The following is a 26,695-nucleotide window of genomic DNA, read 5'->3' as shown; positions in this document are numbered from 1 at the left end:
GCAGCACCTGCTCCAGTAGCGGCGGCTGCTCCAGTAGTGGCACCGGCTCCAGTAGCAGCACCGGCTCCAGTAGCTGAGGCAGCATCCGGCGGTGAAGAGTTTGACCGTGAAAAAATGACTAAGATCCTGTTGGAGATTGTTGAAGACAAAACAGGTTACCCAAGCGATATGGTTGGGATGGATCAGAAGCTAGAAGCTGATTTAGGCATTGATTCAATTAAGCGTATTGAGATTGTAGGCTCTTTGTTAAAAGCCCTACCTGATGCTTATGGCGAAGCCCTAGGAGAAAACCGAGGTGCTCTAAATACCCAAGAAAACCTAACGGGTATGCTTGATCTGCTTTGTGAATTACCAGTTGGGGCGGTATCAAGCCCTTTTAAAGAAGCCGGGGTGGGATCAGAAGTCTCGAATAGTCTATCGGACTCCTCATTCCGGCATATAGTTGTACCTTCATCGTCACCGATAGAGGTCAATGCGAAACGTGCACTGAATTTAGGGCACTATATTATTACTCAGGATTCAGCAGATGTAGCTAATTCATTAGCTGCTTTGCTGACTGAACGAGGAAGCACTGTTCAGATAATTGAATCGACTGTTCTTGGAGACGAGGAGCAGTTATTAAAATTATCTGAAGCGGTGTGCTCGCAGCATCAAGAACTAGCGGGCTTCATTCATCTAGCAGAATTAGGTACGGCATCGCTATTGAGTCAAAGCTCAGTAGCTGATTTTAAGGATGCCTTAGATTGTAATGAGAAATCATTCTTTCTACTGCTGAAAGGCTTTAATTCTATTCTTTCTGAATCAGCCCATATTGTTGCGGTGAGTGGCTTAGGGGGCGTATTTGGCCGTAAGGATGCTGCGTTTAATGGCTTGTCATTACAGTCAGGCTTTGTTGGTTGCCTTAAGTCTGTTTCCGAAGAGCAGCCTTCATTGAGAGTGAAAGCGATTGATCTTGATGTTGAACTTTCTGCAGCGGCGAGTGCTGGCATTTTGCTTGATGAAATGATGGTTTGTGGTGGGCGACAAGAAGTCGGTTACCCTGCGGGCAAGAGAACTATCTTTAAAACCGTAGCAGAAGAGCTCCCAGAAGTTACGGATGTAGCTTTGGAAGGTTTGGTTGTTCTGGCAACAGGTGGTTTGCGTGGTATTACTGCTGAAGTGCTGCGTGAAGTGGCAATACCTGGCAATACCTTATTGTTGACAGGACGTAGTCCTTTGCCTTCTCCTGAAGGTCCAGAAACAGCAAGCTTGAGTACTGCTGCCGAATTGCGACAGTATTTCATTACTCAGGTTCGTGATGGCGCAATCTCTTTAACGCCTGCAGATATTGGTAAGAAGGTAGCTTCAGTGATGGGCGCGCGCGAGATGTTGCTTAATTTGCAAGATTTCGAGAGTCGTGGGGCTAAAGTTGAATACTTCGCGGTTGATGTGACTGATGAAAACTCAATGAAAGGCTTGCTAGCTACGATCTACGATAAATACGGTTCATTAAATGGCGTCGTCCATGGGGCCGGTATTATTGAAGATAAGTTTTTACAAGATAAAACCAGTGAGAGTTGGTCGAGAGTTGTTGAAACAAAGGTGCTGGGCTTATTCCACATACAGAAGTATTTAAGACCTGAATCACTACGTTTTTTGACAGTGTTCAGTTCGGTGGCAGGTCGCTATGGCAATAGTGGTCAGATTGATTATGCAACGGCAAATGAGTTATTAAATCGTTTGTGTAGCCAGCTAAATCAGTTATGGAATAACAAAGTAGTTGTACGTTCACTTTGCTGGGGCCCTTGGGGACCTACACAGTTCGGTGAGGGTATGGTAACTGCTGAAACTGAAGCAAAGTTTGCTGAGAAAGGTGTTGCGTTAGTGACCGCTGAAGCTGGACGAAATGTTTTCCGTGAAGAGCTTCTGCAAATACCTTCGGATAATGTTGAAGTCATCTGTGGTATTGGCCCTTGGGAGCAACATGAGGCCGATATAGGCCGTGTGGAACTAGATGATGATATCCCGAGTATTCCAGGAGCGCTTCTTGATAATGCAATAGCAACCTCAATGCCGAAGGGTGATCAGGTTGTAGAATTTTATCTCAGCGAAAGGCATCACTATTTACAGCAACATCGTATCGATAATATTCCGGTTTTACCTGCTGCTGTAGCATTAGAAATTATGTCTGAAACCGCAACGGCTTTATGGCCTGGCTGGCATGTTGTTGAAGTACGCGACAGTCGTTTGTTGAAAGGTTTGCAGCTAGAAGATATGAACCAGAAAATCAAAGTGGTTGTGAACCCACCGCCTTATGGAAGTAGCGATGGCTTTGATGTAACAGCAAGTATTCAGTCTGATAAACGTATGCATTATAAAGCAGTGTTAAGACTGGAACAGAAATACCCTGAAGGCTTTACATATGAGCCTGAAGCTCATTCAGAAAAACAGCTAACTGTTGAGAAGGCTTACAACGAATGGTTATTCCATGGTCCTTGTTTTCAAGTCATTAAAACGATTAGTGGATTATCAAATCAAGGTTCAGTCTGTAATGTTGTGACAACCCAACCCGCTGAATGGCTGCATTCTACGTCTTCAGATGATGCGTGGATTTTTGATCCAGCACTGACAGATGCCGCAGCACAAATGGCCTTGTTATGGGGACGCAGCTTTAATGAGCAGTCGGCTTTACCTGCGCGTTTCGGTAAGGTTATGAAATTTCAGCAGACTTTGCCTGAAAATCTAAGAATGTGCTTTGAACGTAAAGAAAATGAACAGCCTAATATGATTGTTTCAGATGTGTATTTCATTGATGAAAACAATAATGTTGTTTTGTTGATTGAAGATCTCGAATGTATATCAAGCCCTGAGTTGAACCGTTTGGGCGGTACAGAAAAACTGGCCCAATAGTCGTTGTTGAGGATGGAACCTGTAGTGAACAGTAAAAGTGAAAGCTCAGAGCCTATAGCAATAATAGGTATGGCTTGTGTGTTTCCTGAAGCGCCTGATTTAAAAGCGTTCTGGCAGAATATAGTCCAATGTGTTGATGCTGTGGGCGAACCGCAAGCTGCCTGGGAAGCTGAAAGGTATTTAGAATCAGGGCGAATTAATACGCCTTACGGTGGATACCTTAAAGACCTATTTAGATTTGATCCTCGTGAATTTGGCATTATGCCAAATTCGGTGGATGGTGGTGAGCCGGATCAGTTTTTAGCATTAAAAGTTGCGCGTGATGCACTGCTGGATGCAGGTTATCTTGATGACGATTATGACCACACTGATACAGGCATTATCTTAGGGCATAGTACCTACTTGCATCGTGGTCAGGGAAATCATGTTCAGCATCACATTGTGCTGGATCAGACAATGGAAATTCTGGCGGCTGCTGCGCCTTCGTTATCAGAAGATAAACTCGCAGAGGTTCGCAAACTACTAACGGATAAGCTTCCTCAATCGAATGCTGATATCGCACCAGGGCTTGTACCAAACGTAATGACAGGGCGTATAGCCAACCGTCTTAATCTAAATGGCCCTAACTATATTCTTGATGCGGCTTGTTCATCATCATTGCTCGCTGTAGGGGCCGCGATGGATGAACTGCGTAATCATCGAAGTAACTTAATGCTTGCAGGTGGTGTTAATGCATCCTTGCCTGCAGAAGTATCTGTGATATTTACTCAGTTAGGAGCGCTTAGTGAACGTGGTAAAGTTCGTCCTTTTTCAAAGGGTAGCGATGGCACTTTATTAGGTGAAGGTTTAGGGACCGTTGTGCTTAAGCGCTTGTCCGATGCTGAAGCCGATGGTGATAAAGTCTATGCGGTCATTCGTGGTATAGGCCAAGCAAGTGATGGCAGGGGCCATGGTTTATTAGCGCCAAGCGTTGATGGTGAAGCGCTAGCGATTAAACGTGCTTATCGTGATAGCGGTGTAGATCCTTCTACAATTGGTTTGGTTGAAGCGCACGGTACAGGTATTCCCTTAGGTGATCAGACAGAAGTATCCGCTTTAGGTTCGGTTCTTGGTGAACGACAAGGGCCGATGGGTAGTGTGGCACTTGGGTCTGTTAAATCTATGATAAGTCACTGCATACCCGCAGCGGGTATAGCGGGTTTAATAAAAACGTCTTTGGCATTGCACCATAAAGTCTTGCCTCCTACGTTATGTGAAGAAGTTAACCCTGACTTAGAAATTGAAAAAACACCGCTTTACGTTAATACAGCACTACGGCCTTGGTTTACATCAAATGGTATACCTAGACGTGCAGGTGTTAACTCTTTTGGCTTTGGTGGTATCAACACTCATGCGATTTTGGAAGAGGCTCCTGCGCAAGTAAAACAGCCACTTAACTATAGCAATAGACCGGCAGAGCTTTTTGCGTTGTCTGCTGATAGCCATACAGCGCTTGCCGATAAAGTTCGCCAATTACAGCCTTTAGCTGAAGCTGAAAATTATACGATTTCGGAATTGGCCGCAGAAATCTGCCGTCAGGATACGTGTGACTCTCTACGTGTTGCTTTTGTCGTTAAGGATCATAAAGATCTCGCTAAAAAGTTAAAACAAACACTGAAAAAGTTAGATGCTGAAACAACAGGACGTTGGTCTACACGCAATGGCGTTATGTATAGCGATGCGCCGCTGCCCGGTAAACTAGCATTTATCTTCCCTGGCGAAGGCTCACAATATTTGAGCATGCTTGAAGAGCTTTCACTGCACTTCCCAGAAGTGCGTGATTGGTTTGATTTCTGGAGAGGCCTATATGGTAATGATGAGCCGGGTAGTAGCCGAACGGATCTGGTTTTTCCTCCTGAAATTGAGCTGACACCAGAGATTCAAGCATCACTGGAACAGCGTTTACACAGTATGGATGTTGGTTCAGAAGCTGTGTTTGTGGGTAGTCAGGCGATGAACGGGCTATTGAAAGCCTTTTCAGTAGAGCCCGATGCTATGTTAGGCCATAGTACGGGTGAATCATCCGCACTTGTGGCATCTGGAGCTATTGATAACACCGATTTAGATCAACTGGCTTCGTTTATTCGCGAACTGAACTCAGTTTACCTACAAGTTCTTGAAAGTGGAGGGATTCACACAGGAGCCTTGTTAACGGTTGGTGCGCTTGATCCTGCGACCATTGATGAACATATTGGCCAATTGTCCTCAACTGTTTATGTGGCGATGGATAATTGTGCAAACCAAAAAGTATTATTTGGTGATGTCGATGCCATTGCAAGCCTTCAAAAAACATTGAGCAGTGCGGGAGGGATATGTGTTCCTCTTCCGTTCGACCGTGGTTATCACACACCGTTATTTTCAGCTGTGACAGATGCTTTCCAGAAGTATTATGCAGATGTGGGCGTTAAAAAGCCTAAGCTGCCTTTGTATTCATGTGCTTCTGCGGGTGTTTTTCCGGATAAACAATCCGATGTTGTTGGCTTAGCCGCAAGTCAGTGGTCCGAGACTGTACGTTTTGCAGATACGGTTACTGCTATGCATGATGATGGTATTCAGTACTTTGTTGAAGTAGGGCCATCCGGAAACCTGACAGCCTTTGTGAATGAAATATTATCAGGCAAAGAGTATGTGTCTGTTGCCAGTAATATTCGTAAAAAGAGCAGTGTTGAGCAGTTTTTGCTGCTTCTAGGGCAATTATACGTTAATCAGAAATCTGTTGATGTCGAGCGTCTATTTAGTGGTCGTGCAATTGATAGCGTTGATTTAACAGATAGCGCTTCACGTAAGCTGGGCGGCATGGTGTTGGATAATACGATGCCAGTGCTTCATTTAACTGATGAGGATAGAAGCCAGCTCCATGCTATGTTTGGCGCAGAAAATGTAACTACAACAGCAAATCTTACTCCAACGGAGTCCTCCCCATCAAATACAGTGCCGATTGTCGAACCTAAATTTCAGGGTGAAACAGTACATACAGATGACGAGGGAATCGCTGCAGAAACTGATGTGGTTGCCGCGCCCAATGACGGTGTGATGGCTGACTATTTTGATTTGATGCGGGGCTTCCTGTCACAGCAAGAAACGTTGTTTTCGTCATCTGCGGCAGAGAGTATGGAGCCTTCGTTAGATGATGAAGGTTATGAAACGGCTCCATTTCCATTTATAAGCGAAATTATTGAACACAGTGCAGAAAAGCTTCACGCTCGTTGTGACCTTAACGTTTACGAAGATAAATTTCTGCAAGACCATATCTTGTCTGGAACTGTTTCAGAAACTGACCGTGAACGCTTAGGATTATCCTGTGTTCCTATGATGGTTAGTCTAGAAATTATGGCAGAGGCGGTAGCTGTATTAGCAAACAATATCGCTATTAGCAGTATCGAGAATGTTAAAGCATATGACTGGATAGCATTGGATGATATGTCAATTGAACTTGACGTATCGGCAGAAATTTCATCATCTGATAATCAACGTTATAGTGCGGCGATCCGAAGTCGTGGCGCATTAATTGTCGAAGCTGAATTTACCTATGCGAAGGAACTGGTTGAACCGAGATTAGCTGATTTAGGAACGACCAATGCTTACCGTTGGGGTGATGACGAACTATACAGTACAGGCATGTTTCATGGCCCGATTTTCCAAAGTATGCGTGGAATAGAAGGCTGGAATGATCAAGGTATTGATGCAGCTCTAAGTGAAGTGTCTCTTAGTGGCTTCTTCACTGAGAATGCAGCGGCTAATCTTGTTTTGAATCCAGTATTGTTGGATGCATTAGGTCAGTTAGCTGCGTATTGGATTGCTCAGCAAGTGGGAACAGATTTTAATAGCTTCCCTTCCTCGATAGAAAAAATTGAATTGCCGGTTGCATGCCCTAAAGATATAGAAGGGTTAAGGCTGCTAGGACGTCAACACCCTGTTGATCCCAAAGCAACCGATGTGGAAAGTCCAAGAGCGTGGCAATTTGAGTGTGTCGATGCTCATGGAAACGTATTACTGAGTGCTAAAAACTTGGTAAATATCTTTTTTCCTGTTCCCAATCGCTTTTATCATGTACGAAGAGACCCTTTAAATGGGTGGTTAGGGTCTGGATCATCGTTACCTGAAACAGATATCTTACTTTGGACTATTTCTCATTTAGATGAAGCGTTTTGTGCTCAGTCAGGGGGTGTGTTTATGCGTATCCTTGCTCATCTGTTGCTTAGCTACGATGAATTGAATGAGTGGAGAGCATTAACAGGTACCGTGCGCCATAAAAGGGAGTGGTTGCTCGGACGAGCGACCTTAAAGGAAGCTATACGTTACTGGGTTTACCAGCAGACCTCTACTCTTTTGTACCCATCAGATATTGATATTTTGCATGATGAGCTGGGTGCTCCATTTGTTACGGGCTGGTGGGCTGAAAAAGTAATATCCGCACCTGCTGTTTCTTTAAGTCACAATGGCCATCAATGTATTGCAGCGGTGACAGCAAATAACGAAACAATTGGCGTCGATATAGAACAAATAATTACAGATAAAAATTATGATTTTTTGTTAGCAACTTTATCTCCTAGTGAAAGAGCACATTTGGATGGCGCGGGTGTTCATAACCAGAATGATTATTTGGTGAAATCTTGGTGTGCAAAGGAAGCCGCAGCTAAAGCTTTTCGTATTGGCTTGCAGGGACAGCCTGAATCTTTTGATGTTAGGTTTTTAGATCAAAGCCTTACTCAAGCACAAGTGACATATCAAGGGTATACGGTGATGGTCTCTGTATCAGAAAGTGCAGGGTTAGTAACGGCAATAGCGGTTTAAGCCGTTAGCGTTAGAGTGCTTAGTGGATAGGCAGTTGTTAGATGTATGGAGATATAAATAGATGCCCGCTGTAGAAGTAAACGGCACTAAAATTAATTACCTGCAACTTGATAGTGATGCGGGAGCAGATGCTGAAGATCTGGTAATGGTGCATGGGCTTGCTACAAATATGGCATTTTGGTACATCCGGCATGCCCCAGAGTTCGCCAAACGCTATAAAGTAACCCTTTTTGATCTTCGTGGGCATGGTCGTTCACGTATCACTGATGATGGCTATACTCCGGCTAATTTGGCTGCCGATTTAGAAGGGTTGCTCGACCATTTGTCGATAGAGAAAGCTCATTTCATGGCTCACAGCTTCGGTGGGGTAGTGGCTTTGAATTTTGCATGTCGAGCGCAGGAACGTGTGCGTAGTTTGATGTTGATCGACTCGCATATTAGTGCGATTCGCCGTTTGGAGACAACCGAACACTGGAGCTACGGGGATAAACTGCAGAAGTTATTGCATGATCAAGGTATGGATATCAATGTTGATCAGCCTTATTTTGGTTATCGTTTGTTAGCTGAAGTTGCTCTGTTACAAAAAGAGAAGAAGGAAATATCTGAAGAGCTGAAGGAAATCGTGACGCCTATTGTGGGTAACTACGGTAACCGTACGGCCAAATTGTGGTTGAAATTGCTAAATACGACAAAGGCTGAAAGTGAGTTAATGGGTGATGATGGGTTGGGTTTGGATACACTCAAGTTGCTCACATTTCCCATTTTGGCTGTTTACGGTGAATATTCACAATCTATGCTCACCGGCCGGCATCTATTGGAGGTTTGGCCGCATGCTGATTTTAGAAAAATGCTGCGTGCGGGACACTTTTTCCCGACCACTCGCCCGGAGGAACTTATTGCAACGTGTGAACAGTTCTGGCACGGCGCATTGGTTTCAGGTGTGAGTACGAGGGAAGGAGATAAACAAAGACATTTTCGTAGTGAGCGATTTGATCAGCGAGATGACGGTTGGTATTTCTCAACTCGAGATGGTGAACACGGACCTTTCAATACAGTAGATGAAGCTCAAGAGAAATTGTCTGCTTACATAACACAGGTAAAAGAAAGTAAGGTGGCCCATTAGTGGAAGCTAATAGAGTAGGTATTCACCGAGGCAATAAAGCAACTGATTTTAAATTGGTGGCTAAAGGTGGCTTTGGGGATGGCGTTAATGCTTATGCTCACTCAATGGCGTGGTTTGATGGTTTCTTATTCGTCGCGACCACGAGAGGCAATTTCCCGTTAATGAAAGCGCGGTTGCCGATAGGGCTGAACCCTTGGCCCGTTGAGTGCCCTGAAAACCCTTTTGATTTGGACCTGCATGCTGAAATATGGCGTTATGATCCGCGTGAAGAAAGCTGGGAGAGAGTATTCAAAGCTCCAAGTATCATAGGTAGCCATGGAAAGCCTATACCAAGGGAACTGGGTTATAGGGGCATGTTAGTTTATCAGCCAGATAACGGCGAAGATCCTGTTTTATTGGTGAGCACTTGGTCTCCTGCTAAAGGTCCTGGTCCATTAATTTTAATGTCCCGGGATGGGCGCACGTTTGAACCTTCATGTGAACCAGGTTTGGTTGGATTACCCGTAACTACCATTAGAACAATGGCTCAGTTTAAAGGGCGAATGTACACAACGCCTGCCGGTTCTCGTGGTGGTAATCCAAATGTATCAGCCCACTCAATTGTCTATGAGAGCAAAGATCCAACGAAAGGTGGATGGGAACCGGTTAGTGATTTTGGCTTCGGTGATCCGGGTAATAAAACTGTTTTTGAGATGGCGGCCTTTGGTGATCATCTTTATGTTGGGACCTTTAATTTAGAAGGTTTCCAGATCTGGAGAACAGACGCTGAGGGCGAAGCTCCTTATCATTGGGAAAGAGTGATAGAAAAAGGAGCATATCGTGGAGCTTTTAATCAAAGCGTTTTGAGTATGTATGCCTTTAAAGGTGCACTTTATGTTGGTGGCGCTATCCAAGGCGGTGGTATTGATAGGCAGAATAAAATTGGCCCAGCACCGCCTGAGCTAATTAGAATATATCCGGATGGCGATTGGGATCTATTAGTAGGTGAAGCGCGTGATACACCTGATGGTTATAAAGCGCCCTTATCAGGTTATATGCCAGGCTTTGATAACTTTTTTAACGGCTATTTTTGGCGCATGTGTGATCATAACGGTTGGTTGTATGTTTCAACCTTTGATTGGAGCACAATACTAGGTTATGCGCAGCAGAATACATGGCCTGAAGCATTTAAAAATATCGTCGGTGAATTAGGAACTCAATTTGTGATGGATCATCATGGAGGCTGTGATCTATATCGTAGTTTTGATGGTGAAAATTGGTTACCAGTAACAACTAGCGGTATGGGTAATCCATACAATATTGGTATGCGGACAATGGCTTCAACACCTTATGGCTTTTTCATTGGAACTGCTAACCCGTTTGGACCCAAGATAATACCTATTGGTGGGGATCATTATATCCCTAACCCCCGAGGCGGCTGTGAAGTCTTTTTCGCGCCTGATGTTTAACAAGAATTAGAGTATCTTTCGTTTGCTTTGCAATCGGCAAAAGCAGCGAGACATAGAATACTATGGATGGAGAAGACCACAGTGAGTAATGAGGCCCAAAAGGTTGCGCTACCAGCATTTTTGAAAAAAAGGCTGCTTGCATTTCGTACTGGTGAAGGTGCGGAACAATCGTTTCTGATCAAAGACCCTCAAAATGATGAGGTGCATACGTTAGAGCCTTGGCAGTTTTTCCTATTAGAGGTACTGCCTGGTTGTGACAATATGCCAAAATTGAAAGGTGTCTTCGAGGACCGATTTGGGCATGGTATTTCTGATGAAGAGATCCAGAAATTCTTTACCCTGATTGCGGATAAGAGCTTATTTGGTATTTCTGCTTTAACAAACCCAATTTTGGCTGAATTTCAGAAGAAAAGAAAAGCTGAAGGACAGGGGCGTATTAAACCGGACCCGAAAGTTAAAGCGGCTGCTACTGAGGAAAAATCGTCCGAACCGCTAGCTCCTGGTGTTCAGGATGTTATTGGTCTTGATACCACAATTAAGCAGGCAGGTTGGAAGCTGTTTAACCCTAAAGGCTTCATTAAGTTACTTAGCCCTGTTATTAAGCCGTTCAGATATTTGATGTACTTAGTACCTTTTTTACTAATTGCAGCTTTGTTTTTGCTCGGGCGTTATTATTCGTTAATGGAAGCTGACATTACATTGTTATTGTCAGATGTGAGTATTATCGAGCATGCCATTTTCAGTATGGTGACTGTTAACCTCTCGGTTACATTCTTAATCATGTTCGTGGCACATTCATTTAGGGCGAGTATCCATGGGTTAGGAATAGTTTTTTATCTTGGCTTCTTTCCTCGCTTCTGTCCGTTTATCGGAAACCTAGATCAATTGTCTCGTCGAGAGCGTATGTGGCTACATGCTGCTCCATTGTTGTACCGTCTTGGATTGTTTAGTACAGCAATATTAGTGTGGTTTAACACTAGGGAAATGGGTGGAACTCTAGCTCCATTCGCACTAGTGGTTGCAGTTGCCAGTGCGTTGTCATTCCTTATTACTATAAACCCACTAGTTAAAAGTTCTGGTTATCATTTAGTTGCGACGATCCTCAATGAGCCTCAGCTACGTAAGAAGGCTTATGCCGCATTAATTAATAAATTGAAAGGTAATACTTACCAAGAAGCAAATAGTCGTTTGTTAGCTGCATATGCATTAGCGTCAACCGTCTTTATGATCGTGCTTTTTGGTTTGGTTTTACTGCTTTTAGGCAAGTTCTTGAAGATCCACTTCGGTGGAGCGGGCGTGATGATCACGTTCTTTGTGGCTGCTATTTTTGCTTATCGAATGATTGTGAGTTTCGATCGTATTAATAAATCATATGATCGTGCAGCCCAATTCAAACGTTGGAGAGATCGCACACTAGTCTCTAAAGAGTCTGAAGAAAGCGAAGCCGAAGTAGTTGAAAAGAAAAGTAGTTACTTGCAACGAGCGATTCTAGTAATTCTAGTGGGTTGCTTATTCTTCCCTTATTCATATGAACCGGGTGGCTCTTTTGTCATGCTGCCTAGTCAAAAGCAGGAAATTACATCTGACCTGTCTGGTATAGTGGACTGGGTTAAGTATGATGGTGGTGAAGAACTGAAGAAAGGTGATGCAATTTCTGCGTTATGGCAGGGAGATTTCACCTCAAAAATTAAAGTTTATGAAGCACTTCTTTTGGAACAACAAGCGGTTATTGATGAGCTTAAATCACGACCGAGAAAAGAGGATGTCTTGTTAGCTGAGAGCGCCTTAGCGACAGAGAAAACGAGAACCCAGTTTAGTTATTCTAAATTGGCTCGTTTAGAAAAACTTTATAAAAAAGGCACGGTCTCTTTTGAAGAGTTAGATGCTGCTCGTCGTGAATACCGTATTGACCGAGCTCAGGTTGATGAACGGAAAGCTGACCTTGAAGTTACGAAGTTAGGAGCAACCTCAGATCAGATAGCAGCTGCTGAAGCCAAGCTCCAAGGTTATGAAGAAGAGAAAGCGTATTATACTGAAAAGGTGAAGCTTTCTACTTTCTATATGCCATTTGATGGGCGATTAGCATCTATGCATTTGAGTCAAAAAGTAGGCAGTTATTTGGCAACAGGTGAGCCATTTGCCGTTGCTGAAAATACCTCAAAAGTCTTGGCGCAAATTGAGGTACCTGAAGCAGATATCCGTTACATTAAAGAGGGGGCTGTTGTTCGTGTTCGCCCGACTTCTTATCATTCACAAGATTTTGTAGGAAAGGTTTTGTCAATTGATACGAATGTAACTGAAGAACGCTTAGGTCGCGTGATTAAGGTTGTGACCATTTTAGATAATAATGATCAACGTCTTAAAACGGGTATGACGGGTTACGCTAAAATTGAGAGCGAAACATTACCCGTATGGGAAGTGCTTTCAATGGCGATTGTGCGGTTTATTGAGGTAGAAGTGTGGTCTTGGCTTCCTTAGGTTTAATTGAATTGGCTTTGCTATCTTAAAAGATTAACAAGGTAGTTAGGCCTATTCAGGTTTAGACAAGTGTTAAGTCTTTTTATAAAACCAGATAACCTAAATAGTGACTTATGGCAGCTCCACTGTTTTTACTGGCACCACCACGCTCATACACATCGCTTATTAATGCGATGATAGGACAGCATCCAGAAGCATTTGGTTTGCCGGAATTAAATTTATTTAATGTCGAGAGAACCAAAGATTTATGGCGAAATGTTTCCGATGATATCGGAGATGATAACAACCGCCGTCAGGGGTTATTACGAGCCGTAGCTGAAATCTATGCCGGGGAGCAGAGCCGCGATGCGGTTGTTATGGCTCAGCATTGGGCTTCAGCAAGGGAACACATGAAAAGTGGTGATGTTTTTGTTGAGATTGTTAACAAAATTGATCCATTGATAGCAGTGGAAAAAAGCCCAGCGTACACTATTTCAGTTAAGCGTATGCAGAGGATTTATGAAACGTTTCCTGATGCGAAGTTTATTCACCTAGTAAGGCATCCAATACCGCAAAGTAAGTCGGTAATGGCTCTGAATGATGGGATTTTTGCCCTGTTTGTTAATGCGATTGATTTCCAAGAGGATCGAGCAATTTTGGAGCCTCAAATCGCATGGCATGATATCAATATTAATATCCTTAATTTTTTAGATATGGTGCCAGCTGAAAACCAAATGAGGATCCGTGGTGAATTGATCATGGAAAACCCTCGTGAGGAACTCGCCGGTATTTGCCGTTGGTTAGGCATCCGTGACGATGAAGAAGCGGTGGATGATATGATGCATCCAGAGCAATCGCCGTTTGCGTGCTTTGGTCCTGTAAATGCACTGTTCGGTAATGATCCTAATTTCCTAAGGGGCCCTAGGTTCAGACCGCATACTCCACGTATTCCCGCGATGGATTCGGATCTGCCATGGCGTGATGATGGAACAAAGTTACGTCCAGAGGTAATTCAATTAGCTAGAGAGTTTGGGTACGAGTAAGAATGAATACTATAGAGGTATTTCTGTGAGTCAGTATAAAGATCAAAAAGTGCCTGGGAAAAGGAAAGGAATTGGACAGGTTACGACTGAACCAAAGAGTATTAAGGCTGAACCCTCAGAGCTGACACCTCAACAACAAGCTTTGCGACAAGCGGTGATAACCGAATTCAGGTCTAAAAAGATTAAGTCTTTTGTGGCTAAGCAGGTTAAGCATATTAATGCCAATCGGCAGGTAGCAGACGGTATCCGTTTTCTATTTGATGAGAAAGGCTTGCCGCCGGCCAATGCTCCGTTGGAAGATATTATCTCTGAGCGGAAAAAAATTGAGTCTGAAATACGCTGGTTTGAGGCGATGGCGGGCGAGATGCGTGGTCGATTAGTACAGATTAAAGAGATTGAAGAGCTTGCTTTAGAGATGGTGAATAAAAAACAAGATGAAGAATAGGTAGCGTTAATAATGAATATCGCTTGTGTTCATGTGGTTCGTGCAATTTTGATAGCTGTGTTGGCTGCTTTTTCTTGTCTGGTATCCGCCTTAGATGGCAATGTGATTGAGCATGAAGTATCAATAGACAGTGATGTACGAACGGCATTGATCTATAAGCCTAAGCGGGCCGATAGTCATAATCTAACCCCTGCAGTTATCGCTTTGCATGGAGGATTGGGGAATGCGGAAAATATGCAAAGCACGACAGGCTTTGATCATTTAGCTGAACTTGAAAATTTTGTTACTGTTTACCCTAATGGAACCGGATTGCGTTTTTTAAAAAATCGAAGAACGTGGAATGCTGGGCGCTGTTGTGGCCCCGCAGTTAAAAAATCAGTCGATGACGTTACTTATTTGAGCCGTTTGATTGATGATTTAGTGCTGAATTACAACGTTGACCCGAAAAAGGTTTATGTAACGGGTTTCTCAAATGGAGCAATGATGGCTTACCGCCTAGCTTGTGAGATACCGGATAAAATTGCGGCGATTATTCCTGTTTCAGGAACCTTAGCCGTAGAGCATTGTTCAAGGGCTAATTCAGTTGCTGTTTTGCATATCCACGGTGAAATTGATGAAAATGTTCCAGTTGCTGGAGGTGAAGGCTCCCGAAGTGTCGCTGGTGTTAAGCATCGTTCAATTAAGAGTACGATGGATATGTTACTTGCACATAGAGGATGCGGAACCCCAACTGTAGAAGAAAGTTCTGTGGTTTCGAAAAGTAGATATGAGTGCCGGGAAGGTGCGGATATCCAGCTTCTTCTAATTAAGAATGCGGGTCATGTTTGGCCTGAAGAAATTAGCCCCAATAAAACCGTTTGGGACTTTGCAAGGCAGTTTTCTAAGAAATAAATGGATGAAGCCTACTTAAGGTATCCTATAAAACGTTCGAGAATCACAAGTTAATGGATGTGATAGTGACTATGCGAAAAAGTCAGAAGGCAGTGGGTTATACAAAAATGGCGAGCAAGGCTACTGTTCTTGCTTGTGTACTAGGTTTGGCTGGCTGTTCTTCGGTAACTGTATTCAACCCGCCAGCGGTTGATATGAAACAGAGCTGGCGTGTTGATCATAAAAAGTCAGTAGAACTTGCCAATACTGCATGGTGGGAATCATTTAATGATCCTATTTTGAATGGGCTTATTGAAACCGCTTTGCAGAATAATAATGATCTGATGATTGCTGCGGCGCGCATTGATGAAATCTCAGGTTTGTACAAGGTTCAGGATTCAAGTCGCTACCCTCAAATAGGTTATGGGGCTGATGCCGGAGGCTCTCAACGTAGTTTGGAGCAGCCGCTTTCCTTTCCAGGGTTAGGCAACCGAACCAACGAAGATTACAGCGCTTCACTTAAGATTGGTTGGGAATTAGATATCTGGGGAAAGCTTGCGCAAGCGAATGAGGCTGCGCTGGCAGAATTGATGGCGGCTGAAGAAAACAGACAAGCTGTTATCATGTCATTAGTATCAAGCGTTGCAGTTGAGTATATAGAGTTACTCAATTTAGATAAAAAGCTGTTAATTGCGAAACAAACTTTACTTGAACGCAAGAAGTCACTCGATCTATTTGAGAGTAAAATGGAGGGAGGGCAGATTTCAGAATTGGAGCTTGCCCAAGTGCGTTCATCATATCAGCAAGCGGCGTCACAAATTCCTGTTATTGAATTAGATATACTGCTTCAAGAAAACAGACTGTCTTTAATCTTGGGTAAAGATCCAGGTCCAATTGAGCGCAATGCAGATATTGAATCATTAACTAAGCTGGAGCTGCCAACAGGATTACCCTCTGATCTTTTAGTTCGCAGACCAGATATTCGCTTAATAGTACAAAAATTAGCGGCGGCTAATGCGCGAGCAGAGATCGCGAGTAAAGAACATCTTCCTAATCTATCGTTGGGCGGCCTTTTAGGCTATGCCAGCGATAATCTTTCAAGCTTATTTGATGGTTCAGCGGGTCTTTGGGATGCTGCTTTGAGTGTGGCAGGGCCTATATATACGGGTGGCCGGATAGAAGGGAACGAACAACAAGCTGAAGCCGCTAGGCAGCAGTTAATTTATGAGTATAAAGGCACTATTCAGCGTGCTTTAAAAGAAGTCGATGATGGCCTCGTTTCACTTGAAAAGTTACGCGATCTGCAAGCAATTCAAACTAAGCATGTTGCTGTTTTAGAAGATTACGTTGAATTTGCTATAAGCCGACATGATGCGGGCTATTCCCGTTATATGGAGGTGCTAGATGCCCAGAGAAATTTGTACAATACGCAAATAAATTTAGCGAAAACAGAAAAAAATATATTCACTACTTCGGTTAATCTTTATAAAGCCATGGGTGGTGGTTGGGTGAAGATAGCTGACCAGAAGTATGCTAAGTCAGCTATTTTAGATGCTTCAGTGGCACCTTAAAACAGTGTAAGTATCGAAAGTATTAGGCAAAAATTAAATTGTAATCCGGTTATGGAATATTAAAGGTTTTTCAAATGTCTATAGAACAAGCGGAAGTCCAGTCAAAGATCATGCAGGTCTTAGAAACCATTATGGAAGAATGGGACGATGATCTGGATGAAGACATTACATTAGAATCTCAGCTGGTTGAGGATGTAGGGTTTGCCTCCATCGATTTTGTACAATTTGCTGTTGCTATAGAGGCTGAATTTAAACAGAAGTTAGGCTTCCAAAGCTTGCTGATGCAAGATGGAGCTTATGTTGATGATTTAAGTTTACAGCAGGTTGTCGATTTCGTATTTATGCGCCTTACGGCTGGGGATTCGTCCTCGGAACCGGTTAAACCAGTTGAAAGTAATGTTGAGCGGGTTGAATCAGTTGATGATAAAGTCACTGCTGAAATGGTAGAAGAGTTTCGCCAAATTATCCGCGCTTGTTCCCCTCGTAGTGTTCCATCTAAAAAGAATAAACCAGCGGTATTCATCCTATCTCCGCCACGTTCGGGATCAACGTTACTTCGTATTATGCTAGCTGGCTGTCCTGAATTGTTCGTGCCGCCTGAGCTTCACTTACTATCTTATGCGGATATGAGTGAGCGCTTTAAAGCACTGGATGATGAACACAATCGGCATCTCCTTGAAGGTACAATTCGTGCCTTGATGCAGTTAAAGGATTGGTCAGGGGAGGAGGCTCGTAAGTTTTCAGCTGTATGCGAAAAGAATGGCATGAGTTGCCAGGCTTTCTATAATATTTTGCAAACTGCAGCAGAAGATCAGTTGTTAGTGGATAAGACTCCGACTTATGCGGTTAATCTCGATATTTTAAAGCATGCTGAAAGTGATTTTGAAAATGCTAAATATATACATTTGCAGCGTCACCCATGCGGAACAATTCGCTCTTATGAAGAATCTAAGCTGACGCGAATGATGCCGTTGATGAAAGATAGTACTTTCTCCAGTCGTGCTTTAGCTGAAATGACTTGGCTGACATGTCACCAGAACACGCTGGAATTTGCTGAGCAAGTTCCTAATGAACGTGTTTTAGCTGTTCAATATGAAAATTTAGTACAGCAGCCGGAAGTTGAAATGCGCCGCATTTGTGAATTCCTAGAGGTCGATTTCAATGCTGAAATGCTGAACCCATACAAGGATAAAGAGCAGCGAATGACTGATGGGGTTGATGTAGCGTCTAAAATGAGTGGAGACTTGAAGTTCCATCTGCATCAAAACATTGATGCCTCGGCAGCGACTCGATGGCAACAGTTTTACTCCGAAGATATCCTAGGGGATGTGACTAAAGAAGTCGCTAAGCGCTGTGGTTATGATATTTAACTAAATAAGCGTTAACCTATATCAAACGGAGGTTGTGATTCACACCTCCGTTTTTTTATGTTTGTGAGCATGAATCATTGATCAGGATCTTCCTAAGGACAAAGGGCCTATGGGGGATGGCTTGAAAAGTATGTTAGGATCATCAGCCTAGATCTTGTGACTAATTTATCCACACAAGCTGAATTATTAGATAAGAAAGTGAAGAATGGAATTAGCGTAATATGTTGTTAATGATTGATAATTATGACTCTTTTACATACAACGTAGTGCAATATTTTGGTGAATTAGGCGCTGACGTTCAAGTGTATAGAAATGATGAAATCACACTTGAAGAGATGGATGCCTTAAATCCGGATCACCTTGTTATCTCTCCAGGTCCGTGTACACCTAATGAAGCCGGCGTTTCAGTTGCTGCTATTAAGCACTTTGCAGGAAAAATCCCCATTCTTGGTATCTGCTTAGGGCATCAAAGTATTGCGCAAGCATATGGGGGGGATATTGTGCGTGCAAAACAGGTAATGCATGGTAAAACATCGCCTGTTTATCATCATGATAATGGGGTATTCAAAGCATTAGAAAACCCTGTAGAGGTAACGCGTTACCATTCGCTTGTGATAGATCAGAATACGCTTCCGGATTGCTTGGAAGTTACCTCTTGGACTGAAGATGAAAATGGCAATATTGATGAAATAATGGGCGTGCGCCATAAAGAATTAGATATTGAAGGGGTACAATTCCACCCAGAATCGATATTGACAGAACAAGGGCACGAATTGTTGGCTAATTTTTTAAAGAGAACAAAAGCCAACCAAGCTTAAGTGAGCGGCGTTATTAAAGGACAATGTTATGGATATAAAACAAGCTTTGGCGACAATTGTAGAGCGTCAGGACCTATCTGAGTCAGAGATGAAGGCTGTGATGCAGCAGATCATGACTGGTAATGCCACAGATGCTCAGATTGGTGGGTTATTGATGGCGCTGCGGATGAAAGGTGAAACCGTTGCAGAAATTACTGGTGCAGCTGATGCTATGCGCGAGTTAGCTATCCCTGTTTCTATCTCTATTCCTAATGCCGTAGATATTGTCGGTACAGGGGGAGATAGCGCTAATTTATTTAACGTTTCCAGCGCTTGTTCATTTGTTGTTGCAGCCGCGGGTGGTCATGTTGCTAAGCATGGTAATCGCTCGGTTTCTTCAAGTTCAGGCTCAGCTGACCTTTTAGAAACGGCGGGCATTAATCTTGAATTGAATCCAGAGCAAGTGGCTCAATGTATTGAACAGATCGGTTTAGGCTTTATGTTTGCACCTCAGCATCATAGTGCAATGAAATATGCCATAGGACCTCGTAAAGAGATGTCGCTGAGAACCTTGTTTAATATTTTGGGTCCACTCACCAACCCTGCTGGTGCAAAACACTACCTTTTAGGCGTTTTTGATAAATCACTGTGTCGTCCTATGGCGGAAGCTTTACGTTCGTTAGGTGCTGTACATGCACTAGTGGTTCATGCGGCTGAGGGCTTGGATGAAATAAGTTTAGCCGGAGATACTTATGTGGCTGAGCTTAAAGAGGGTGAGGTTTGTGAATATACGATGACTGCTCAACATGCAGGTCTTCAGGTTCAAACCTTAGAGGGTCTTCAGGTAAATAGTTCGCAAGAGAGCTTAGCGGTGATTAACGCAGCATTTGCCGGAGATAATCCTAAGGCTGTCGATATGATTGCAATTAACGCCGGTGCGGCGCTTTATGCTGCGGATATTACCACCGATTTGAAATCAGGTGTAGCGTTGGCCAAAGAAACCATTTTAAGTGGCGCTGCGGCGGCAAAAGTTGAAGAGCTGGCTGGGTTTAGCCAAGCGTTTAAAGGTTAGAAGATGTCTGATACTCCTACAATATTAAAAAAGATTCTGGCGCGTAAGGCTGAAGAAGTTGCTGAGCGTCAACCTATTGTTTCCCTATCGGATCTGAAGGGGCAAATTGCGGATCAAAAAGGAAGTTCTTTTGATCCACGTGGTTTTGCTGCAAATATGGCTAAGAGCATTGCTGAAGGGCGTTCAGCGGTGATAGCTGAAGCGAAGAAGCAAAGTCCTTCTAAGGGACTGCTCAGAGATCCTTTTATACCAGCAGATATTGCAAAATCCTATGAGCAAGGTGGAGCAAGTTGTTTATCTGTTTTAACGGATAAAGATTTTTTCCATGGCTGTGAAGCTTTCCTAATGGAAGCAAGAGCGGCTTGTTCTCTGCCAGTTATCAGGAAAGATTTTATTATCGATCCTTATCAGGTGTATGAAGCCAGAGCAATTGGTGCTGATTGTATCTTGCTCATTGCATCTGCTTTGGAAGATCAACAGATGGCTGACCTGAACGGTTTGGCGCAAGAGCTAGGGATGGATGTGCTTATTGAGGTGCATGGTGGAGACGAATTACAGCGCGTACTGCCATTGAATACGCGCCTAGTAGGCATCAATAATCGTAATTTAAGTACCTTTGAGGTATCGCTGAATAATACGTTTGATCTCTTATCTTCTATTCCTGACGATCGGATAGTCGTGACTGAAAGTGGTATTCACTGCGTTGAAGATATTCAGGCAATGCGTGAACATAACGTCCATAGTTTCTTGGTCGGTGAAGCATTTATGCGTGCTGAAAACCCGGGGCAGAAACTTAAAGAATTATTTTCATAAGGTAAACACTGAATGAGTATGAATGCCAAAGTTAAATGGGATGGGGATGTACGTTTTCAGGGTACAACTGGCTCAGGTTACGAAGTAATGCTTGATGGCGAGCTTCAGCAAGGCCCACGTCCAATGGAATTAATATTATTGGGGCTAGGTGGTTGCACGAGCTACGATGTTGTCGGGATTTTAAAGAAAACACGACAAGATGTGGTTGATTGTGTCGCTGAGATTGACGCTGAGCGTGCGGATACGGTTCCATCCGTGTTCACTAAAATTCATGTAAAGTTTGTTGTGACAGGCCGTGGATTGAATGAGAAAAAAGTAGAGCGTGCAGTGAAATTGTCAGCGGAACAGTATTGTTCAGCCTCTATAATGTTAGAAAAAGGTGGCGTTGAAATTAGCCATAGCTTTGAGATTGTTGAGGTCGATTAAGCTTATCTAACCACATGGAATAAATAAAAAACGGGTAACCTATTTAGGTTGCCCGTTTTTCGTTTAGGGGTGGAGTAAATATAAGAATAGGTTATAGTGAACTGCTTTGAATTTATTACTCATTGATTTTGTAGGGTTTTTTCTGAGTGTAGGTGGTTAAGTATAATCGAATATGTAGAATTATGGATTAAAGAACACAAGGATAATAGATAGATGCGTTTATCAATATCAAAGGCTTTGGCGCTGGGTATTGTGTCACTTCAGGTGGTGACTATTTGTATTATTTTAGCCTCATCCTACTTAAGCACTGAGCAGGTGTTGATTGGTCATGCTCAGAAATTAATGAGAAATTTGTCACGGGAAGTAATTGATCGTTCAGAAGAGTTTCTTTCTCCAGCAAAATCTGCAGTTAGTCTGACAGGTAGTCTAGCGCGTCATAAAGTTGTTAGTTCTGAGAAGCCAGATGAGATGGAGCAGTACTTTTTTGAACAGTTAATACTTTACCCGCATATAGCAGGTATTTATTACGGCAATCTGCAAGGTGATTTTCACTTTGTTAGGCGTAGTCCAGAGATAGCTGCCTATCAAATAAAACGTATTATCAATGAGGAGCGAGATCGCTCAGTCCAAAATCGCTGGTACGGGCTTGATTTTGAATTAGTGGAATCAAATTCAAACCCAGATGATCTTTTTGACCCGCGAAAGAGACCCTGGTTTACCAAAGCTGTAACGGAAAAAAAGCAGATTTGGACGGATCCATATCTTTTCTTTACCTCAAATAGGCCGGGTATAACGGTGGCAAGTCCAGTCTTTTCAAGAGAGGGAGATTTAACGGGTGTTGTTGGTGTTGATATAGACCTTTCCTCGCTTTCTGATTTTCTTGGTTTTCTAGAGCTCAGTGAGCATGCGTCCGCACTTATATTAAACAATAACGGCGATGTTATAGCGGATAGAAGTCGTGGTCGTGTTTATGCGGAAAATGAACATACGGGCGTTCGTAGGTTGCTTCGTATAGATGAGCACGAAAGTGATGTGGCGAAAGCTGCGGTTGATTCTCTAGGGCGAAAACCCGGTTGGTATGTGTTGAATACTGCAATGAACACAAGCTTCGAACATGAAGGGAAAAGTTACCAAGCGGTTTTTACACCGTTCTCCGACAATTGGCCTTGGTTGTTGGGTATTTATGTTCCAGAAGCTGATTTCCTGACTGAGATTAAAGATAATCGAATCGTAAATATTTTATTAGCATTGGGCATTACATTTATCAGCGTATTGATAGGCGTGTTATTTGCGCGGTCGTTGTCTCGGCCTATTTTGTCATTACAAAAAAGCGTAAATGCGGTAAGAAATGGTGAGCTTGAGGTCGATATTGACACCCATGGAAGCGTATTCAGTGATATTGATGAAACAACGACCGCATTTTCCCACATGGTTGCCTTTTTAAAAGAGAATAAAGAGCAGCGTCTTAATTTACAAAGTCGTTTATCTCAAGAATCTCATTTCATGGATGCTATTCTAGCTGCGATGAATCAGGGGGTTGTGATCTGTGATCTTGAAGGCAGCCTTTTATATGCGAATATTGAAGCTAGAAAGTTACAGGGGTTGTCAGGAGGTCAAACGCTTCAATATTTTGATGATCTACCATTTAAGTTGTTTGCTATAGATTCAAAAGTTCCGTTGGAAAGAGCTTTAAGGCCTATCTATAGAGTGCTGTCTGGGGCCGTCATTAAGGATGAGAAGATCATCATAGAAACCGATGATGGCGTCAGGGATGTTCTATTAATCAATGGTCGTGCCATCTTGGATTCCGAAGGTAATAAGTTAGGTGCTTATATCTTAATGAAGGTAGCCACTAAAGAAGACAGGTTTGAGGCTCAAAGTCTAACCTAATACTTGCAAGAACGTTGCAAGGTGCGTAGTATTACGCGTCCTTTGGAGAACTATTTCCAATCTCCTTGCTGCCGGTCACATGGTGTGTTCCGGGGGCTAATAAACCGAAAGGAGCTAAAATGCGTCATTATGAAATCGTATTTCTGGTTCATCCGAACCAGAGTGAGCAGGTTTCTGCGATGGTTGAGCGTTACACCTCTCTTATTGAGGGTGCTGAAGGCACAGTTCATCGTCTAGAAGATTGGGGTCGCCGTCAGTTGGCTTACCCAATTAACAATGCTCACAAAGCACACTACATCCTGATGAACATCGAATGTACTCAGGAAGTACTAGACGAGCTGGAAGGCCTATTCCGTTACAACGATGCAGTTCTGCGTAACATGGTTATCCGCCGTAAAGAAGCGATCACTGAGATCTCTCCAATCAAAGCTGCTGAATCTCGCGAAGAGCGTAAGCCTCGTCGTGAAGAAAAACCAGCTGAAAAGCCTGCTACTGAAGCTGCACCAGCACCAGCACCTGCTGCTGAAGCATCTGAAGCTGCTGCTGAGTAATTTAATTTCTGAGGAGAGATACAATGGCTCGTTTTTTCCGCCGTCGTAAATTCTGCCGTTTTACGGCTGAAGGTGTTCAAGAGATCGATTATAAAGATCTGGACACGCTAAAAGGTTATGTAACCGAAACTGGTAAGATCGTACCTAGTCGTATCACAGGTACTAAAGCTCGTTACCAGCGTCAGTTGGCTACTGCTATTAAGCGCGCACGTTTTGTAGCGCTACTGCCTTACACTGATAGCCATCAGTAACAGGTAGGAGAGTCGCATGCGAGCCTTGGCCGAATTGGTCATGAAGGGCCGCAAACAAGCGGCTTTTGTGGCGGTTATTGCCGCCTTGCTGCCATTGCTTTATTGGGTGAGTGCAGCAGTCATTGCGTTGGTAGCTTTGAGAAAAGGACCGCAAGATGGCGCTGGAGTTTTGGTTTGGGCTGTTTTGCCTGCCGGAGCTTGGGCATACAGTGGTGATCCGACACCGCTGGCAGTGATGGTAGGGGTTTTTATTCTTGCTGTTGCTTTAAGACAGGCCGCTAATTGGTCTACCGTGTTAATGGTTGCATTACCGGTAGGGGCTTTAGCGGGAGTAGGGCTAGGATTAGCTTTAGAAGGTCTTTTAGGCCAGGTGATAGAAGCAACTGAAAAGTTTCTTCTACAGTCGGCGAGTCAATCTACAGAGAGTATTACTCTCGATAAAGAGCACTTAAAACTGCTCCTTTTGGGTGGATTGGCATCAGTGCATACAGCAATAATGTTGCTGTGTTTAATACTTGCACGCTCTTGGCAGTCAGGTTTGTATAATCCTGGCGGGTTTCAGAAAGAGTTTCATCAGTTGAGACTTCCTCTGAAATATACGGGAGTGTTGATTGGAGTATTAGCGTTAAGTTCTTTATTAGATCTTAGCTTTATGCGCTGGTTACCCTTAATGCTGCTTCCCTGGATCTTTGCGGGTTTCGCATTGGTGCATGGTAGTTTGGCTAAACGTGATTTAGGCAGGTCCTGGCTGATAGTGTTTTATCTATCGGTCGTATTGATGGGACCTTATGTGATTACGCTGCTGGTATTTGCAGCTGTTATTGACTCTTTAGTTGATATCAGAGCTCGGATACCAGCCAAGAACTAGTACTGCAATTGATTTGCAGAACAAAAGAGGTTTTACGAGATGGAAGTTATTCTGCTCGAGAAAATTGGTAAGCTAGGTGGCCTTGGTGACAAAGTTTCCGTTAAAAGCGGTTTCGGTCGTAACTACCTAGTACCGCAGGGTAAAGCTGTTCCTGCAACTGAAGGCAACGTTGCTAAATTTGAAGAGCGTCGTGCTGAGCTTGAAGCGGCAGCTGCTGCTAAGCTAGCGACTGCTACTGCACGTGCTGAAGCACTAAACGAAACTCAAGTAACTATCACTTCTAAGTGTGGTGACGAAGGTAAATTGTTTGGTTCTATTGGTACTCGTGACATTGCTGATGCAGTAACTGCTGCTGGTGCTGAAGTATGTAAAAGTGAAGTTCGTCTACCAGAAGGTGCTCTACGCGCTATTGGTGAATACGAAATCGCTGTACAGCTACACCCAGAAGTAACAGCAATTGTTAACTTGGCTGTTGTAGGCGAGTAATCGTCTTTAGCTAAGTACAACTGTACTGTAAGATAAAGCACCGCATGGTTAATCCTGCGGTGCTTTTTTGTTTTTAGGCTGTTGTAAAATTATGGAAATGAGTCAATTTACAGACGAAGATCTGGCGAAAATTAAGGTTCCACCCCATTCAATGGAAGCAGAGCAATCTGTTTTAGGTGGCTTGATGCTAGATAATAATGCGTGGGATACGGTTTCTGAAGTAGTTCTAGAAGATAACTATTATCGCCAAGAACATCGCCAGATCTATCGCACAATGCAGAAATTGGTCAATGATGGCAAACCTATCGATGTAGTGACTCTGTCTGAAGAGCTGGATCGTACTGCTGAACTAGAAAGCGCAGGCGGTTTGGATTACTTAATTGAGCTGGCTAAAAACACTCCTAGTGCCTCGAATATTCGTGCTTATTCTGAGATTGTCCGTGATAGAGCATTGTTACGCCAGATGATTTCGGCTGCTAATGAGATAGCGGACCAAGCATTCCATCCCGAGGGGCGAAGTTCAGAAGAGATTCTGAATGAAGCGGAACAAAAGATTTTTCATATAGCAGAGAATAGACCTAATCAGGGTGGCCCTGAAGGCGTTAATGATCTGCTTAAAAAAGCTGTAGATCGAATTGATACCCTCTTTAATAGTGATGGGGATCTAACAGGTGTTACAACCGGTTTTGATGACTTAGACGCTAAAACTGCAGGCTTGCAACCTTCTGATTTGATCATTGTGGCGGCGCGACCTTCTATGGGTAAAACAACCTTCGCAATGAACTTGGTTGAGAATGCCTTAATGGCATCGAATAAACCGGTATTAGTATTTAGTCTTGAGATGCCGGCAGATCAGCTGGTTACGCGTATGTTGTCCTCGTTAGGCAGAATAGACCAGACAAGGGTACGTACAGGTACACTAGAAGAAGAGGATTGGCCAAAGCTGACAACCGCCGTCAATATGATGCGTGATAAGCCGCTTTTTATTGATGATCAGGCGGGTATTAGTCCAAATGAGATGAGAACTCGTGCTCGTAGGATTGTGCGTGAGCATGGTGAGATCGGTTTAATTATGATCGATTACCTGCAATTGATGCAGATGAAAACTGCAGGTATTGAAAGCCGTACTCAGGAGATCTCTGAGATCTCGCGTTCCTTGAAAGCCTTGGCGAAGGAACTTGAATGTCCTGTTGTTGCCTTGTCGCAGCTTAACCGTTCACTAGAGCAGCGTCCTAATAAACGCCCTGTAAACTCGGACCTTCGTGAGTCCGGTGCGATAGAGCAGGATGCCGATGTGATTATGTTTATCTATCGTGATGAGGTATATAACGAAGATTCTGAACATAAAGGTGTTGCGGAAATTATTATCGGTAAGCAGCGTAACGGCCCTATCGGTGTCTCAAGGCTTGCATTTATAGGTAAGTTTACTAAGTTTGAGAATCTAGCTGCTGACGTTTACGCGCAATATGCCGGTATGGATGATTAATGTTTT

20 protein-coding genes are annotated in these 26,695 nt (G+C 43.4%); all 20 read left to right on the top strand.

The annotated features are described in order from the left end of the window. Positions 1-2,889 (top strand): SDR family NAD(P)-dependent oxidoreductase (locus tag B4K11_RS11835; protein ID WP_292959395.1); only part of this gene is annotated, 2,889 nt, incomplete at its 5' end. 24 nt (positions 2,890-2,913) lie between these two features. Then, positions 2,914-7,722, top strand: a complete 4,809-nt coding sequence (locus tag B4K11_RS11830) for a type I polyketide synthase (protein ID WP_292950905.1) — start codon at positions 2,914-2,916, stop codon at positions 7,720-7,722. A gap of 61 nt (positions 7,723-7,783) precedes the next feature. Beyond that, entirely contained in the window at positions 7,784-8,845 is a 1,062-nt protein-coding gene (locus B4K11_RS11825; protein ID WP_292950903.1) for an alpha/beta fold hydrolase, read from the top strand. Next, a complete protein-coding gene (locus B4K11_RS11820; RefSeq protein ID WP_292950901.1) occupies positions 8,845-10,293 on the top strand; it encodes a hypothetical protein in 1,449 nt (482 codons plus the stop codon). The genes B4K11_RS11825 and B4K11_RS11820 overlap by 1 nt, the downstream gene beginning before the upstream one ends. Before the next feature lie 81 nt (positions 10,294-10,374). Next, positions 10,375-12,771, top strand: a complete 2,397-nt coding sequence (locus B4K11_RS11815) for an HlyD family secretion protein (protein ID WP_292950899.1) — start codon at positions 10,375-10,377, stop codon at positions 12,769-12,771. 113 nt (positions 12,772-12,884) lie between these two features. Beyond that, positions 12,885-13,793 (top strand): sulfotransferase family protein, encoded by a 909-nt coding sequence (locus B4K11_RS11810; RefSeq protein ID WP_292950897.1) that lies wholly within the window; start codon positions 12,885-12,887, stop codon positions 13,791-13,793. 25 nt (positions 13,794-13,818) lie between these two features. Next, complete coding sequence (locus B4K11_RS11805; RefSeq protein ID WP_292950895.1) at positions 13,819-14,238, top strand: hypothetical protein; 420 nt, start codon at positions 13,819-13,821, stop codon at positions 14,236-14,238. A gap of 12 nt (positions 14,239-14,250) precedes the next feature. After that, positions 14,251-15,129, top strand: a complete 879-nt coding sequence (locus B4K11_RS11800; protein WP_292950893.1) for an alpha/beta hydrolase family esterase — start codon at positions 14,251-14,253, stop codon at positions 15,127-15,129. Positions 15,130-15,200: 71 nt separating this feature from the next. After that, positions 15,201-16,679 carry an efflux transporter outer membrane subunit gene (locus tag B4K11_RS11795; RefSeq protein ID WP_292951018.1) on the top strand — a complete coding sequence of 493 codons (1,479 nt, stop codon included), beginning with the start codon at positions 15,201-15,203 and terminating at the stop codon, positions 16,677-16,679. A gap of 74 nt (positions 16,680-16,753) precedes the next feature. After that, positions 16,754-18,049 (top strand): sulfotransferase family protein, encoded by a 1,296-nt coding sequence (locus B4K11_RS11790; RefSeq protein ID WP_292950891.1) that lies wholly within the window; start codon positions 16,754-16,756, stop codon positions 18,047-18,049. A gap of 221 nt (positions 18,050-18,270) precedes the next feature. Beyond that, positions 18,271-18,867: an aminodeoxychorismate/anthranilate synthase component II gene (locus B4K11_RS11785; protein ID WP_292950889.1), complete on the top strand. Its 597-nt coding sequence runs from the start codon at positions 18,271-18,273 to the stop codon at positions 18,865-18,867. Positions 18,868-18,895: 28 nt separating this feature from the next. Then, positions 18,896-19,918 carry an anthranilate phosphoribosyltransferase gene (gene trpD / locus B4K11_RS11780; RefSeq protein ID WP_292950887.1) on the top strand — a complete coding sequence of 341 codons (1,023 nt, stop codon included), beginning with the start codon at positions 18,896-18,898 and terminating at the stop codon, positions 19,916-19,918. A 3-nt stretch (positions 19,919-19,921) separates the two neighbouring features. Then, a complete protein-coding gene (gene trpC / locus B4K11_RS11775) occupies positions 19,922-20,731 on the top strand; it encodes an indole-3-glycerol phosphate synthase TrpC (RefSeq protein WP_292950886.1) in 810 nt (269 codons plus the stop codon). An 18-nt stretch (positions 20,732-20,749) separates the two neighbouring features. After that, positions 20,750-21,157: an OsmC family protein gene (locus tag B4K11_RS11770; protein ID WP_414689230.1), complete on the top strand. Its 408-nt coding sequence runs from the start codon at positions 20,750-20,752 to the stop codon at positions 21,155-21,157. 213 nt (positions 21,158-21,370) lie between these two features. Further along, complete coding sequence (locus tag B4K11_RS11765; RefSeq protein WP_292950882.1) at positions 21,371-23,047, top strand: cache domain-containing protein; 1,677 nt, start codon at positions 21,371-21,373, stop codon at positions 23,045-23,047. A gap of 119 nt (positions 23,048-23,166) precedes the next feature. Then, positions 23,167-23,598, top strand: coding sequence for a 30S ribosomal protein S6 (gene rpsF, locus B4K11_RS11760; protein WP_292950880.1), 432 nt, complete (start codon positions 23,167-23,169; stop codon positions 23,596-23,598). 23 nt (positions 23,599-23,621) lie between these two features. Continuing rightward, complete coding sequence (rpsR, locus tag B4K11_RS11755; protein ID WP_067865336.1) at positions 23,622-23,849, top strand: 30S ribosomal protein S18; 228 nt, start codon at positions 23,622-23,624, stop codon at positions 23,847-23,849. 16 nt (positions 23,850-23,865) lie between these two features. Further along, positions 23,866-24,717: a hypothetical protein gene (locus tag B4K11_RS11750; protein WP_292950875.1), complete on the top strand. Its 852-nt coding sequence runs from the start codon at positions 23,866-23,868 to the stop codon at positions 24,715-24,717. Between the two features lie 39 nt (positions 24,718-24,756). Further along, complete coding sequence (gene rplI, locus B4K11_RS11745) at positions 24,757-25,203, top strand: 50S ribosomal protein L9 (protein WP_292950873.1); 447 nt, start codon at positions 24,757-24,759, stop codon at positions 25,201-25,203. A gap of 91 nt (positions 25,204-25,294) precedes the next feature. Then, positions 25,295-26,689 (top strand): replicative DNA helicase, encoded by a 1,395-nt coding sequence (dnaB, locus tag B4K11_RS11740; RefSeq protein ID WP_292950871.1) that lies wholly within the window; start codon positions 25,295-25,297, stop codon positions 26,687-26,689. The last annotated feature ends 6 nt before the right edge of the window (positions 26,690-26,695 follow it).

Origin of the sequence: Neptuniibacter sp. UBA6509 (genome assembly GCA_002435145.1) — a bacterium.
GTDB lineage: Bacteria > Pseudomonadota > Gammaproteobacteria > Pseudomonadales > Balneatricaceae > Neptuniibacter.
This window is presented reverse-complemented; position numbering and strand designations above follow the sequence as displayed.